This window comes from Croceitalea sp. P059, from assembly GCF_031846365.1.
Lineage (GTDB): Bacteria > Bacteroidota > Bacteroidia > Flavobacteriales > Flavobacteriaceae > Croceitalea > Croceitalea vernalis.
This window is the reverse complement of sequence record NZ_JAVRHW010000001.1, coordinates 1,296,898-1,312,069: the sequence shown is the minus strand read 5'-3', so window position 1 is coordinate 1,312,069 and position 15,172 is coordinate 1,296,898. Positions and strand designations below refer to the sequence as shown.

12 protein-coding genes are annotated in these 15,172 nt (G+C 33.3%); all 12 read right to left on the bottom strand.

Annotation, left to right across the window (positions count from 1 at the left end):
- Positions 1-12 precede the first annotated feature (12 nt).
- The 12 genes from dnaG to RM542_RS05850 all read right to left on the bottom strand — a co-directional run bounded on the left by dnaG (position 13) and on the right by RM542_RS05850 (position 15,169).
- Positions 13-1,983, bottom strand: a complete 1,971-nt coding sequence (gene dnaG, locus RM542_RS05910) for a DNA primase (protein WP_311384790.1) — start codon at positions 1,981-1,983, stop codon at positions 13-15.
- A gap of 391 nt (positions 1,984-2,374) precedes the next feature.
- Positions 2,375-3,460, bottom strand: a complete 1,086-nt coding sequence (locus RM542_RS05900; protein WP_311384788.1) for a hypothetical protein — start codon at positions 3,458-3,460, stop codon at positions 2,375-2,377.
- An 81-nt stretch (positions 3,461-3,541) separates the two neighbouring features.
- Positions 3,542-4,279, bottom strand: a complete 738-nt coding sequence (locus tag RM542_RS05895) for a hypothetical protein (protein ID WP_311384787.1) — start codon at positions 4,277-4,279, stop codon at positions 3,542-3,544.
- A 10-nt stretch (positions 4,280-4,289) separates the two neighbouring features.
- Complete coding sequence (locus RM542_RS05890) at positions 4,290-4,862, bottom strand: RNA polymerase sigma factor (protein ID WP_311384786.1); 573 nt, start codon at positions 4,860-4,862, stop codon at positions 4,290-4,292.
- Between the two features lie 136 nt (positions 4,863-4,998).
- The gene (locus RM542_RS05885; protein ID WP_311384785.1) at positions 4,999-5,976 is read right to left on the bottom strand and encodes a polyprenyl synthetase family protein; all 978 of its coding nucleotides are present in this window, start codon (positions 5,974-5,976) and stop codon (positions 4,999-5,001) included.
- A 132-nt stretch (positions 5,977-6,108) separates the two neighbouring features.
- The gene (gene rlmN, locus RM542_RS05880; protein WP_311384784.1) at positions 6,109-7,149 is read right to left on the bottom strand and encodes a 23S rRNA (adenine(2503)-C(2))-methyltransferase RlmN; all 1,041 of its coding nucleotides are present in this window, start codon (positions 7,147-7,149) and stop codon (positions 6,109-6,111) included.
- 16 nt (positions 7,150-7,165) lie between these two features.
- A complete protein-coding gene (locus RM542_RS05875; protein WP_311384783.1) occupies positions 7,166-8,359 on the bottom strand; it encodes a hypothetical protein in 1,194 nt (397 codons plus the stop codon).
- 125 nt (positions 8,360-8,484) lie between these two features.
- The gene (gene queA, locus RM542_RS05870) at positions 8,485-9,534 is read right to left on the bottom strand and encodes a tRNA preQ1(34) S-adenosylmethionine ribosyltransferase-isomerase QueA (protein WP_311384782.1); all 1,050 of its coding nucleotides are present in this window, start codon (positions 9,532-9,534) and stop codon (positions 8,485-8,487) included.
- An 84-nt stretch (positions 9,535-9,618) separates the two neighbouring features.
- Positions 9,619-10,848 (bottom strand): 3-phosphoshikimate 1-carboxyvinyltransferase, encoded by a 1,230-nt coding sequence (locus RM542_RS05865; RefSeq protein ID WP_311384781.1) that lies wholly within the window; start codon positions 10,846-10,848, stop codon positions 9,619-9,621.
- Between the two features lie 42 nt (positions 10,849-10,890).
- On the bottom strand, positions 10,891-11,217 hold the full coding sequence (locus RM542_RS05860) for a nucleotide pyrophosphohydrolase (RefSeq protein WP_311384780.1): 327 nt from the start codon (positions 11,215-11,217) through the stop codon (positions 10,891-10,893).
- A 4-nt stretch (positions 11,218-11,221) separates the two neighbouring features.
- The gene (locus RM542_RS05855) at positions 11,222-13,270 is read right to left on the bottom strand and encodes a DUF3857 domain-containing protein (RefSeq protein ID WP_311384779.1); all 2,049 of its coding nucleotides are present in this window, start codon (positions 13,268-13,270) and stop codon (positions 11,222-11,224) included.
- 3 nt (positions 13,271-13,273) lie between these two features.
- A complete protein-coding gene (locus RM542_RS05850; protein WP_311384778.1) occupies positions 13,274-15,169 on the bottom strand; it encodes a DUF3857 domain-containing protein in 1,896 nt (631 codons plus the stop codon).
- Positions 15,170-15,172 lie beyond the last annotated feature (3 nt).

Sequence of the window (15,172 nt, the reverse complement as noted above, 5' to 3'; positions counted from 1 at the left end):
GGTTTTTGTTTTTTAAGAAAGCACTCGATTTAGTTTTGCATTTAATAGCTTGTTTAATTGCAAGTAATTCATGATTTCTTCTAAAACTTCTTGATTCTCGGTTTTAGCTTGGGTATCCTTTTGAAGATTAGCGATTCTGCCTTTTATTAAGTTGCAACGAAGTGTCAGAATAGTTTCACTCACTAATTGAGCTATTCCTTTATCTTTATCTTTAGGATAGATATCTTTTCTTTCCCAATCATGTAAAACATAACGCTCCTCTTCCATTAAAATTGAAGATACTTCCTGCACTGTTTCAGTATCTAATTCTGCCAAAAAAAGTTTTACAGAAAATTCTTCTGAGGCATTCAAATTTTCAATTAGGCGATAATAAATATTCTTAAAATTTTCATTTGATAGTTCAATTTCATCTTCTTGAAGGTCAAGATAAATCTTTTCGTAAACCTTAGCTTCAGTAGTTTCGGGTTCTAGAACTAAATCACCGTCTTTTGATTCTTTTAAAACTAAATCTTCAAATTCTTGTTTTTGGCTCCCATACAATAACAACAACTCAATTATTTTACGCTCGAGTTCAAATTGAACATCAATTTTTTCAACAACAGTTTCACTTTTTACAACTTGAAAAGCCTTTTGCTCTTGTTTTAACTTCTTATTAGAATCATAAGCTTCCTTCTTATCTATCTGTGCCAAGGTATTGTAAAGTACCTCTTCAGAAATCTGCATGATTTTAGCACACTCTTGAATATAAATCTCCTTTTGAATTCTATCAGGAATTTTAGCGATACTATTCACAATATCGCGAACAGTATCAGCACGCTTTATTGGGTCATTTGCAGCTTCTTTAGCTAATAAAGAAGTTTTGAACTGAATAAAGTCTTTTGCATTTTCTTCTAGATATAAAACAACATCTTCATAGGCATTATTCTTGGCAAAACTATCAGGGTCTTCTCCTTCAGGAAATGAACAAACCTTTACGTTCATTCCTTGCTCTAAAATTAAATCAATCCCTCGTAAAGAAGCTCTAAGACCAGCAGCATCACCATCGAAAAGAACAGTTATATTCTTTGTGAGTCTATTAATTAATCTAATCTGCTCCGGAGTTAATGCCGTTCCGCTGGATGCTACCACATTCTCAATTCCTCGCTGATTCATTTGAATGACATCAGTATAGCCTTCAACTAAAAAACAGTTGTCTTCTTTAGCTATTGCTTGTTTGGCATAGTAAATACCATAAAGCACCTTGCTCTTATGGTAAATATCACTTTCTGGTGAATTTAAATATTTAGCCGCCTTTTTGTCATTACTTAAAATTCGCCCACCAAAGCCTAACACCCTGCCACTCATAGAATGAATAGGGAACATTACTCGTCCTTTAAATCTATCAAACTTTCTAGTTTCACCTTCGGCTTGGTCTTTTACAATTGTTAAACCTGTTTTTGAAAGATATTCTAGTTTATAACCATCTTCCAAAGCACTTTTGGTAAAAGCATCCCATTGGTCCAGATTATAACCTAGAGCAAACTTTTTTATAGTTTCATCAGTAAAACCACGCTCTTTAAAATAGCTCAAGCCTATTGCCTTGCCCAATTGTGAATTCCATAGCGTTTCTATATAATGTTTGGACGCATATTCAGAAACCAAATACATACTCTCACGTTCATTAGCTTGCTCTTTCTGTTCGTCAGTTTGCTCAGTTTCTTCTATTTCAATATTGTACTTTTTAGCTAAGTATTTAATGGCTTCCGGGTAACTAAAATGTTCATGCTCCATTAAAAAAGCGACCACGTTACCGCCTTTACCACTGCTAAAGTCTTTCCAAATCTGTTTAACTGGCGAGACCATAAAACTTGGAGTACGCTCATCAGAAAAAGGACTTAGACCTTTAAAATTTGAACCAGACTTTTTTAACTGCACAAAATCACCAATAACTTCTTCTAAACGAGCCGTTTCGTATACATTATCTATGGTGGTTTTTGAAATCATTAAGCCTCTTTGCAGTTTCCGTAAATAGGAAAATATTAATTCTGTAAATTACAAACTCAAATGTAATACTAAAAATGATTCTTTTTTTCGGAACTAAACGCGGTAAGCGAAGCATTCAAAAATTACATAACGTTTCTTGTTTATACTGCACTCAAAATGATACCTTGACTGCCGTTTCACAACCCAATTATTTTCATTTATTTTGGATTCTCTTAATAAAAATAGGAACATTCCGCTATGCAGAATGTTCCCACTGTAAACGTGTTTATTATAAAGAAGAATTTTCAACTGAAATGGAAAAAGCTTTTGTCTAATTCTTCATTTTTATCTCCTTTATTTAGGATTTAGATAAACATAACTCTGCTTCCATAAGGTAGATTGATTATAGTCTTTACAAATCAAATCGCAGACCTAAAGAAATGTTTCGTTGCTCAATTGGTGCATCTTGAAATATTGGGTTTAAATCATACTTAATGTATAATTGCGTTCCTCCAACGCCCGCATAAGCGCTTAAACCATATATTAAATCAGCCGTATTGTAATCTCTTTTAAATTTTTCTTTTATTCGATTTCCATTCTCAGAATATTTCAATTTTTGACGGGTGCCAATGTTAAACCCTCCATAGCCCCCAATTCCGAAACGGAAGCTTCTATCAATATCATATCGAATGGTTTTTTCAGTTTCTCTCACTCTGGAAGAGCCGAATTCAAGGTGGACCGGAAAGACCAAATTGTCCATTCTTAGTTTAGACTTATTCAATTCTAACGGGAATTCTTGCAATTCTGTTTGATCATCATTTTCAACAAAATACTGATTATCTTTAGGCTTCAACCCATTAAATTGAAAAGAAAAACCATAATTAATTCTTAGAGCATTTGAGTTTTCAAAAACCCTAGTTCTCCATTGCCAACCCATTTCGAAAAATCTACTTCCTCCTATTTTATAAGGTGAATCACTTAAAGATTGATCTTCAATCAATGCGTTATTTAAACCTATCGCAATAACAAAATCCGAGTAAGTACGTCGGTCATACTTCAAATCTCTTTTCCAATTTTTAGTACTGAAAAAAAACTCTTCTGCAGGTTTACCATTAATATCTACCCCTATTCTTATTTGGTCTTCAACTAAGGTATCTGAATCAGTCATCATATCAGAAATTACAACTCCATCATTTCTTTCTAACAAAGCAATACGATTATCAATAATAGCAACTCTATTCTCTATATTCATAGCTCTTTTCTTCGCAGCTATTTCTTTCATTTCTTGTGCTTTTTCAGCCGTTATTACACCTCTTTCAAGTTGCTCATTGATACTTTTAATTTCAATTTTTAACGCATCTTTTTCTTGTGCTGTAATTCTTGCTTTTTGCTTCTCAAGTTTTGCGGTTTTTGTTTTAAAGCCGTCGTTTTGAGCTAATACGTTCTGTGTCAAAAATGCTAGAAACAAGGCTACTAAAAATGTACTTAATTTTTTCATGATAATTTAATTTAAGCCCTACTTACCCTATCCCTGGTTTAGAACCAGGGATTTGGATGAGTTGGATTGATTGATGAATATTTAATTATTTCGGTCAGCTACCGCAGTACGAACTTTAAAAAAGCCGTCTTTTAGTTTTTCAAACAGTTGTCCTCTAAAGGTTCTCTCAAGTTCATCTTCAGCTTCAGTAAGTAAAGCCATAGCATCTACTTTTCCATTTTCTCGTAATACTTTATCAGTTAACAGTTCCCGTTGAGCATTCATTAACAAAGAGTCAATTTCAGCATCTGTGACTTCTATATTCCGTTCCTCTAAGCTTGCCACCACATTAAGAACTTGATTCAACTTATTCTCTATTAATTCCTGTTCATTGATTGCGGCCTTTTTATAGTCTAAAATTTTCGTTTCTTTAGAATCGTTTAGTACCAAGTTCTTTTGCGCAGATTCTTCGATATTTAAAGTGGATTTCAACTCTTCTTTTAAAGGAATATCGATATCCGGAGTTTCTTGAACGATTAATACTTTATTCCGTTCTGTCTTTTCTTCTAAACTATTTTCAACCTCAAGTTTGCTTGGTTCCTTTTCAAGGGTATCGACAACTTGCTTGGTTACTGCATTTTCAATATCTGAATTGAAGTAAACAATTGAAATTAATAATACTCCAATAAAACTTGCGGCAATTGCATACCAATAGACATTTTTTCTCGCAGGTTCCGCAACTTCACCAAGTTGAGACTCTATTTTATCCCAAGCACCATTAGAGGGCTGTACTTCCCTTTCTTGGAGTTTTTCTCTAATATGTTTCTCTAACTTATCCATTATTATGTTTTTAATTTCCCCCGAAACTAGTTCGAGAAGAAATTCCCTTTAATTTTAAATTTTCTTGAAGCAATTTTCGTGCTTTAAATAATTGAGATTTTGATGTACCCTCTGATATTTTTAACATTTTAGCTATCTCATTATGCTTATAACCCTCAATTGCATACAATACAAATACCATTTTATAACCTTCTGGCAAACTGTCTATCAAGTCTTGTACATGCTCCATGTCTAATATGGAATTGTTCTCAGAACTTATAAGCTCATTTTTCTCAAATACCTCGTCGTCAAAAACTACAAATTGTTTTTTCCTTAAATAAGAGATACTTTCTCTAACCATTATTTTACGAATCCAGCCTTCAAAACTCCCTCTATGTTCAAAAGTTTGCAGATTCTTAAAAACCTTCACAAAACCATTAACCATGACATCTTCTGCAAATTGAGCATCTTTAATATACTGACGACAAACACTTAACATCTTAGGTGCGAACTTTTCATAAATAGTTCGTTGTGCCTGACGATTACCTGCAATTGCCTTTTTTAACAACTGCTTTTCGTTACTATAAATTGAAATTATTTTCAATGGTTCTCAATTAGTCTTCTATAAAGATAGACGAGTGAAGTTTTAAAATGGTTGCCTGGTATTCTAAAAAAAATAATGTCGAATAAAGTGAAATTCCAAGATATTGAAAATGAGGCAGTTTAAAAGAATGAAATAATTACTTCTTACGTTCAACAACGTAGTTCACCATCAAAGTCAAAGAAGCTTTATAAGGCGAATCGGGGTAATCATTTAACAAGGATAAAGCTTCATCTTTAAATTCAAGCATTTTCTTAACCGCATAATCAAGACCCCCTTGTTCTTTTACATAAGAGATGACTTCCTTGACACGTTTTTTATCCTTATTGTGATTTTTAATAGAATTGATTATCCATCTTTTCTTATCCTTATCACTTGTATTTAATGCATGAATTAAAGGCAAAGTCATTTTTTGTTCTTTAATATCAATTCCAGTAGGTTTACCTATACGTTCACTCCCATAATCAAAGAGGTCATCTTTAATTTGAAATGCCATTCCGCACAGTTCTCCAAATCTTCTAAAAATTTGAACTTCTTCCGAGTCTGGCATTACAGAAGCAGCGCCCATACTGCAACATGAGGCTATTAATCTGGCAGTTTTCTGACGAATAATTTCGTAATATACATCTTCAGTGATATCCAGTCTTCGAGCTTTTTCAATTTGAAGTAACTCACCTTCACTCATTGCTTTGACTGATTCTGAAATGATATGTAGTAAATCGTAATCTTTAGATTCTAAGGCGGTTAAAAGCCCTTTTGAGAATAGAAAGTCACCAACCAAAACAGCAATCTTATTTTTCCAAAGTGCATTTATTGAGAAAAAGCCTCGTCTTTTATTACTATCATCAACAACATCATCATGAACCAAACTAGCGGTATGAATAAGTTCTATTATAGAAGCTCCCGTATAAGTTCTCTCATTTACTTTTCCATTGTTCAGAAGTTTTGCCGTTAAAAAAACAAACATGGGCCGCATTTGCTTCCCTTTTCTATTTACAATGTAGTATGTGATACGGTTAAAAAGTGCCACTTTTGAAGACATAGATTCACGGAACTTATTTTCAAAAAGTTCCATTTCTTCTTCAATTGGTTCTCGTATTTGCGCAGCTACTTTCAACTAGAGAAAACTATAAATTGATTGGTTTTGTAGGTCAAAAGTAGGTAAAAAGCAACTCTTAGAATAGGTTGATAAAAAGTTTTCGGTAGAGCCCCTAAAACTGGGGTTATAAAGCAATAGCAATGCTTTTAACTATGATTTATTTGCAAGCTGCCCACATGCCGCATCAATATCTTTACCACGAGAACGGCGAACTGTTACGGTAATATTATTTGCCTCCAATGTTTTTTGATACATATCAATGGCATTATTGGAAGCTTGCTGGAAAGCACCGTCATCAATTGGATTATACTCAATAATATTAACCTTTGAGGGAGCAAAACGACAAAACTTCACCAAGGCTTCAACATCTGCTTGTGTATCATTAATACCCTCCCAAACAACATATTCATAAGTAATTCTATTTTTAGTTTTACTAAACCAATATTGCAACGCTTCTCGCAGGTCTTTTAAAGGAAAATTTTTATTGAATGGCATTATAGAAGTTCTTACTTCATCTATTGCTGAATGTAACGATACTGCTAAATTAAACTTCACTTCTTCATCCGCCATTTTTTTAATCATTTTTGGCACACCTGATGTCGAAACAGTGATGCGTTTAGGTGACATTCCTAAACCTTCTTTTGAAGTTATTTTTTCAATTGATTGGAGCACGTTTTTATAATTCATAAGGGGTTCTCCCATACCCATAAAAACTATATTACTCAAAGGTTTGTCAAAATATAGTCTACTCTCATTGTCAATTGCAACCACCTGGTCATAAATTTCATCAGGATTCAAATTGCGCATGCGTTTAAGCCTTGAAGTTGCACAAAATTTGCAGTCTAAGCTACAACCTACTTGACTTGAAACACAAGCTGTTGTGCGCGTGGCAGTAGGTATTAAAACAGATTCAACAATTAGTCCATCATATAATTGAACTGCATTTTTTATGGTACCGTCACTACTGCGTTGCATTTGATCAACCTTTATATGGTTGATTACAAAGTTTTTCTTCAACATTTCACGAGTTTCTTTTGAAATATTAGTCATAGCTTCAAAAGAATGTGCAGATTTTTGCCAAAGCCATTCATAAACCTGATTTCCTCGAAAAGCTTTATCGCCATTGGCAACAAAGAAATCACGCAATTGGTCCTTGGTAAGTGCTCTAATATCTTTTTTGGCGGATTCCATAATTAAAATAAGACTACTAAAGTTTTAAGCCAACTAGGAGCGATGCACTCCAAAATCTTCCCTCTATATTCACAAAATTGCTAAGAATATCTTGTGGTGTTTCGACCCTTAACCCAATAGAAAATTTTCCTTTATGATTATAGCCGCCTCCCACACTAAAATTAGATTCGGCTTTACCTTTTCTCTTATCTGTACCAACAGTTAATGAAGGATTAAAACCAAACTCGATATTGGTATAGGCTTCTAAAAATAATTTAGATTTATCATTAAGGAAAAAATAGTGCCTTAAGCCAATGGGGAATTCTAATGAACTAAATTCCACCGTAACATCTACCCCATTAGATGTGCTAGTTTCGTTGCTAACAAGTCTATAATTTGGATCAATAACTGCAGCCCACTTATTTTTATTAAAAGGAAAAACAAATTCCAATTCTGCCCCAAACCTATATCCAATTAAACCATTAACCTCATAAACTTGATCGATTGCTGTTTGTATCGAATTTGTGCTTATTCCCGCCTTTAAATAAAAATTGAATTTTGTTTTTTCCTTGTCATATTCAACGACAGTAGAATTACCGAAACAATTATTTATTTCTTTGAAAAATTTCTTTAATGAACTTTTTTCATAATTTAAACTATTCAGTCTTTTAAGAGTAATTATATCACAAGAGATGGTATTCTTTATTTGCTGTTTATATAATTGGTTTGTGCCAATTATATTGTCATTTTGCTTGTACCTCTTATAAACCAGTAGTTCAGGAATCATGTCTTTTTTTCCATAAAAAAATCGCCTTAAACTTTGATCAACATATTCATACAACACATATTCCCCTTCAATCAAAATTTTAAGGAATAAAGTTTCTTCTTTCAAACTAGGATTTCTTTCATAGCCTAATTGACTCATTGCATTACTACTTCTGTCAATTAAAACTTTGGACCTAAAATATTTAAATTGATTTTCAATTTCGAAACCAGAAACTGATTCGATAGATAAAGTAACAAATTGAGCGTCTAAATCAGTTTTGAATTGAAATTCAGTTGGATTGCTTTCCCAATCAATGTTTTTAATAAAACCGTCAATTCTGTTCTTATCATTATCAAAATAATACGCTTTTTCGAATGAAATTTGACCGACTGCATTGTTAAAACTTAAAGTTATTGCAAAAAGCATTAGGAGGTTCTTGAAAAACTTTTTATCAATTTTTATCATTTATCTAATATTTAATTAAAAAATATCAAGGAACTCAAGGCTCATCTATTCTGCCAAGAACAGATTCCATTAATAACGATACTTTGATTAAGTATTCAAGAAAAAAGAAAGTTTAAAACTCTTTCCTACAAGATTAACATCGCATCACCATAAGAATAAAACTTATAGCCTTCTAAAATTGCTTGTTTGTATGCCTTTTTCATTAAATCGTGACCCACAAAAGCAGAAATCATCATTAATAAAGTAGATTTTGGCAGGTGAAAGTTGGTCACCATACAGTTAGCTATACTAAAATCATATGGAGGGAAAATAAATTTATTGGTCCAACCTTCAAAAGTATTCAGCTTATGATCTGATGAAACTGCACTCTCTAAACCACGCATTACAGTGGTACCAACGGCGCAAACTCTTCGTTTATTCGCTTTGGCATTATTTACAATCTCTGTAGCTTTTTCATCGATAACTAATTCTTCACTATCCATTTTATGTTTAGACAAATCTTCAACCTCAACAGGGTTAAAAGTACCTAAACCTACATGCAACGTGACCTCAGCAAAATCAATTCCTTTGATCTCCAATTTCTTTAATAAATGCTTAGAAAAGTGAAGCCCAGCTGTTGGTGCAGCAACGGCACCTTCGTGTTTTGCATAAATAGTTTGGTAACGCTCCTCATCTTCCGGAGTTACATCGCGCTTGATATACTTAGGTAATGGTGTTTGACCTAGCTCTCTTAATTTTCTTCTAAAATCAGTATATGAACCGTCATATAAAAAACGAAGTGTACGACCCCTAGATGTTGTATTATCAATAACCTCAGCCACCAAACTTTCATCTTCGCCAAAATAAAGTTTATTACCAATTCTTATTTTACGAGCCGGATCAACCAAAACATCCCAAAGACGTTGTTCTTCATTTAATTCTCTTAATAAGAATACTTCTATTCTTGCCCCAGTCTTCTCTTTATTACCGTATAAGCGAGCTGGAAATACTTTTGTGTTATTCAACACCATTACATCATCTTCATCAAAATAATCAATCATGTCTTTGAACATTTTATGCTCAATCTTTCCAGTTTCACGGTGAATCACCATTAACTTGGATTCATCACGATTCTCTGCTGGATACTCAGCTAATAATTCATCTGGAAGTTCAAAACTAAAATTTGATAATTTCATAAGCGTTTTTCGGTGTTTTATAAAGACGGCAAATATACAATCTGCGAATAGGGGTTGTCAAGTAAATAGACATTTAATTCAAACCTAAAGTTCCTTTACTTGAATTCCAAGGTGTTTCATATCACTCCAAAAATCAGGGTATGATTTTGATACTACCTCAGCATCGTTCATTTTTAGTGGAATTTTTAATACTAAAGGTGCAAAGGCCATAGCCATTCTATGGTCATTATACGTATCAATAGCTACATTAGGTATCATTTGATTTTCTTGCTTTAGCGTCAAGCTTTCGGCAGTAATAGCAACTGATCCACCAACTTTTTCGAGTTCGGTTTTCATTGCAGCCAAACGATCTGTTTCTTTAATTGGTAAAGTATGTAGCCCCGTTAAATGACAACCTATTGAAAGACCAAAACAGGTCACCGCAATTGTTTGTGCAATATCAGGAGCATTTTCGAGAGCTACCTCTATATGGTCAGTACTTATATCTTTTTCTTTGGTCAATTTTATCGTGTTATTTAAAAAGGTGGTCGAAACTCCAAAGTCTTTATAAATTTCAGATAGGACGCTATCGCCTTGCAACGAATGTTTCTTATAGGACGAAAGTTTAATTTCACTACCCACTTCACTTAAAGCTACAATACTATAAAAGTAACTTGCAGCACTCCAGTCTGATTCTACTGTTAAAACTTCATCCTTTGCGCTATTTTTGGGGTAGACCTTTATTTGATTTCCTTCAAATTCTGTTCTTATTCCTATACTATTCAGCAGACTTAAAGTCATTTTAATATAAGGAACAGAGGTTATCTTACCGACTAGATTTATAACTATGCCATTCTCTAAACTTGGTGCTGTAAGCAATAATGATGAGATATATTGACTACTAATATTTGCTGGTAAACTAACAGTACTAGTTACAAGTTTTTTACCCCTTATTTTTATAGGCGGATAGCCCTCATTACCCTGATATGTAATTTCAGCTCCCAAATCTTTTAAAGCATCAACCAATACCTTAATCGGTCTTTCCTTCATTCTTTTAGAACCAGTTAATACCACCTCTTTACCTTCTTGAGAAGCAAAAAACGAGGTTAAAAATCGCATAGCTGTGCCGGCATGGTGAATATCAACAGTTCCGTTGGTAACTTCCAAACCTTTTTGCATCACTTGTGCATCATCCGAATTGGAAAGGTTTTCAATTTTTAGATTAGGAAAAAGAGCTTGTAGCAATAACAATCTATTGGTTTCACTTTTTGAACCAGTAATCTGAATTTTGGAATTAAGTAAATTGCTTTGTGGAGCAGTAAGTTGAAGTTTCAATACGACCTATTTATAAATAAAAAATAAAAGCTCAAATATAAGTTATTTGAGCTTTTCATTATTGTGGTGACGGTCATGATCACGCTTTGTTTTCAAATCTAACTTTTTATCAAAAGCATGTTGCAAATCAATACCTGTTTGATTGGCCAAACATAAGACAACAAATAGCACATCAGCTAACTCTTCACCTAAATCCTTATTCTTATCGGATTCTTTTTCGCTTTGTTCACCATAACGACGAGCAATAATTCTAGCTACTTCGCCAACTTCCTCTGTAAGTTGGGCCATATTAGTTAGTTCATTAAAATAACGAACTCCGTGAACCTTAATCCATTCGTCAACTGCTTTTTGTGCATTTTCAATTTGCATGGGTCTAGATTTTAGACAATACTATTTTTTCATTGTGTTTTACAACCATTTGGTTGTAAAACTCTTTCAAAGATGCATAATAATTTGGTGGAATTAAGCTTTTATTGATTGCCGTATTTGAACTAAATTGAATTTGATTTCCGTTCTGTTTGAATGTAAACTGAAATGAACCAAGGCCATCGGGTAATGCATATGAAGCTGATTCAGGTATTGATTCTACTTGACACCCTTCTGGTAATTTATAGTTGACCACTATTTTTTTGGATTGTGGATACACAAAATCAACTGGATAGTCCCTTGTCTCCAATTTAAATGGATTCTCATTCATTGCAAGAAATAATGCTGGTTTAAAATAGATTTTACCATTTATGATTTCAGTTTGGTTTTCTTTTAGAAATGAACAAGATTCCAGTACTGGTTTGTCACATTCTTTTTCATTTTTGATTTCCAATTCATCAACCTCCATTTCTACATACCTATCTTCCATGGCATCCATAATATCTTCGGTGGTTTCATCTTTGTGCGACTTTCTGTAACCTAAAGCGATATGACCTGTATTCTGTGTACGCATTTTTCCAGAAACACTACCATCTGAGGCAAGTTCGGCATTCATAAAGATTACTTTTTTAGATGGCTTTTTGTTTACCATTTCAATAGCAATCGAAGACCCATCTTCCCTAACCAAACGACCACTCCAATTTAAAGATCTGGTTGGCAAGATATTGACCGCTCCCATTTTTTCGGTTGCATCCATCAAATCAACAGTGCCATCTGCATTTTCAATTGCGGCAACAACATAATTAAAACCATCAGTTGTTGGAAACAGGGGAATACCATGGGACTTTGTACTAACCAAAACAGGGTTTGCCTTAAACCCTGCATAACGTAACATTGAAGTCAACATTAAGTTAATATCGGCCACATTTCCAGATTTTTCTTCATAAGCCTTCTTAAGACCATTATCACAACCAACACCGGTGTAGTTGTTCCAGTTCATCCTATTTTTAACATGATCAAAAATAGCTGATGCTAGCTTTGAAGGTTCGGTAACTTTAGTCATGATTTCATCAACGTCATCTTTGTAAAAGCGTTGTTTTTTGAGTTCATTTCCAAAATCGTCATATTTATAAATGGTTTTGGCCACGTCTTCCCATGATTTACTATAATTTTTATAGGGACTGTTAGGGAACTGTGTAGAAGCCAATTCAAATTTTATCGCACTTCTGTAATTATCAATGTTATCGGTATAAGACACTTCTTTTAAAGCGGGAATATTGTTTGAAGCTATTTTATAAACATTTTCTAAAAACTCAATTTCACCAGACTGTGTTGTTGACTTACTATTCGTTGCAGAGCTAAAAAGAGATTTATGCTTATTTGTAGCAGTACCTTTCTCTTCTCTATATCTAAATGTTACTTTTCTGTTTTTTCTAGATTGTGTTATATCTATTGGGAAGAAACCTTTTCCATGACGTTTAAAAACATAGTATTCAGGAATTTCAACACTAATATCAACATGGTCAACAGGTATACCATATTGAAATTGGAACTCATCTATATAACCACTTAAGTCAGACGTAATACTATATTCTAAGTCTATTACACTGCCTTCTTTTACGTTTGGCATACTGATAGAAACCTTGTTTCGATATTTACTTACATTCTCTTTGAAAACACCATCCTTTTTAAGTTTAACTTCATTAATTTTTCCGTTCTCATCATTAAAAGTATATCCTTTAACTTGACCAATTCTTTCCTCACCAGAGGTTGAAGTGTATAGCGGAATCTCAAAAGTGCCCCAGTCCAGACCTGATTTTTTATAAACTTTAATTCGGTAATGTGCGGACCTAACTGTTCTAAAACCTTCTGTTCCGTCGTATTTATAAAATAAGCGCTCTTTTTTATACAGAAAAGCGGCTTCTGCATCCTTATCTAAATGATGTTCTTTTTGAAGAACTTCTTCTTTTGACACTTTACCAAACTTAATTTTATTGTCTTGTGCAATAGTTATTGCACTTACCATAATGGCAATAATGAGTAATTTTAACTTCATGGTTTAGGCTTTAATCAATACTATTTTTGAATTATCTGATCTCGCAATTTTCTTTCTAAAATTTCTAAAATCTTCATAGCTATCTTTAGAGTATTTACCAGATTTAATGAGAAGTCTCCTTTTATAAATTAATCGATTCTCGGCTATTTTCTCCATGCTTATGGTGTATTCACCAAATTCAGTCTTAAGATTCACGGGAGAAATTAAAGACTCCACTTTAAAATCATCAGGAAGCGCTATTGTAAACTCGTCTTCATCTAAATAACCTCGTTTAATGATGACATCATGCTTTCTATTCCTGTAGCGTTTTGGAACAAAAAGATTTCGGTTAAGCATATTTGGAGCAAAAAGCACCTTATCTCCAGCTTTTGACAAGTAGCTATTTGAAGAAAGTGAAACTTTTTCTTTTAGTTCTATATTGTCTTTATCATTTTCAAATGAAATTTTAGTAAGATTGATATCATTAACATAATCCCAATACTCTTTATAATGAGATTCTTTTTCTTGTTCATCTTTTAAAGGCAATCTAAATTTTTGATTGTATTGAGTTCCACTACTTACAATTTCAACATTGGCCTGAACTCCACTTTCCTCAGAAATTGTAATATCAGCTTTGGTAAGCTGCCAATTATCTTTGTTTTCGTAAGCCCTAGATTTAACCAACTCACCACCATCAGGTGTAACTTTTAGCACATAACGATTATCGGTAAAAGTGCCCAAATAGTCCGCAGGAACTATTTGACTTGTACATTCTAACCACAGCTCTTTATCATTCAAGGGTACATTTAAAAAGACATGATTACCTTGTAAAGAAGGGAATTCAGCATCGAGACTTCTTTGATCAGCATCAGCGTAAACAACCGTGTAATAAGAATTAATACCAACAGCTTTCAATAGGGCCATTGTATAATTAGTCAATCCTTTACAATCACCATACTTTACTCGATTGACCTCTTCAGCACTAATAGGCATCCAACCACCAATACCCAATTGAACACTTATATACCTTGTATTGTTTTGAACGTACTCATAAATTTTTTCAACCTTCTTTTTAGGATCTTCTATTCCCGCAACTAGGGATTTTACTCCATTTATTGTTGATACATTTAATTCCGCTTGACCCCTTAAAAGTGAATTATAAATCCATTTGCCATAATCACTCCAATTCTTGGCTTGACCATCAACGCCTTTTAAATGGAAACGCTCTAAAGCCAATTTAATAGACGGGGCAAAATCATAAAACTCAGGAGAATAATTTTCACCTTCAATCGCCTTTAGATTTTCAGCAGTATACTTTAATTTGTTACCAACAGATTCAACTGATATAGCGTAATCTTCAAGATTTTGTTCTTTTTTTCTTAAGGGAATTTTAGTTTTTAAATCAAAAATAAACTCACTCTTTTCAGTACTTACCCTATAACCATCTAAAAAGTACCAGTGCGGTAAAAATGCTGTATCCGCTGTTGTATATGTTTTCTCAAAAACTATGGTATACGGATAACTTACAGGAGTATATCGCAAAAACTTAACTCGAGAATCCGAATATAAAGTACCATCACCTGAAGCGCTTTGATCAATAAAATCTTTCTCCTTTATTTTCTTGATTTCTTTTCCTTGACTATTATAAACAAATGCTGAAAGAGTTTTTATCTTACTATTATCATCATAGAACGCATAGGCATCTACATGTTTTTGACCATTTTCATTTAATACAGTAACTACTCTTCTCGAAGAAACTTCCATTGCATTATAAGCTTCAACAGTTATCATCATTTTATCTAATCGCACAACTGCATCGGCATCTTCTAATAATTCTGAATTAATAGAACTAAGGCTATATTGTTGATTTTGAGCAGATAAAAAAAGAGTGGTGAAGAGTAAAAAATAAAATAAGCGCATGCA

What these genes read in the sequence shown, in the direction of transcription:
- dnaG (WP_311384790.1), bottom strand. Translation starts at nt 1,983, where the DNA reads ATGATTTCAAAAACCACCATAGATAATGTATACGAAACGGCTCGTTTA.
- RM542_RS05900 (WP_311384788.1), bottom strand. Translation starts at nt 3,460, where the DNA reads ATGAAAAAATTAAGTACATTTTTAGTAGCCTTGTTTCTAGCATTTTTG.
- RM542_RS05895 (WP_311384787.1), bottom strand. Translation starts at nt 4,279, where the DNA reads ATGGATAAGTTAGAGAAACATATTAGAGAAAAACTCCAAGAAAGGGAA.
- rlmN (WP_311384784.1), bottom strand. Translation starts at nt 7,149, where the DNA reads ATGGAATCCGCCAAAAAAGATATTAGAGCACTTACCAAGGACCAATTG.
- RM542_RS05875 (WP_311384783.1), bottom strand. Translation starts at nt 8,359, where the DNA reads ATGATAAAAATTGATAAAAAGTTTTTCAAGAACCTCCTAATGCTTTTT.
- queA (WP_311384782.1), bottom strand. Translation starts at nt 9,534, where the DNA reads ATGAAATTATCAAATTTTAGTTTTGAACTTCCAGATGAATTATTAGCT.
- RM542_RS05860 (WP_311384780.1), bottom strand. Translation starts at nt 11,217, where the DNA reads ATGCAAATTGAAAATGCACAAAAAGCAGTTGACGAATGGATTAAGGTT.
- RM542_RS05855 (WP_311384779.1), bottom strand. Translation starts at nt 13,270, where the DNA reads ATGAAGTTAAAATTACTCATTATTGCCATTATGGTAAGTGCAATAACT.
- RM542_RS05850 (WP_311384778.1), bottom strand. Translation starts at nt 15,169, where the DNA reads ATGCGCTTATTTTATTTTTTACTCTTCACCACTCTTTTTTTATCTGCT.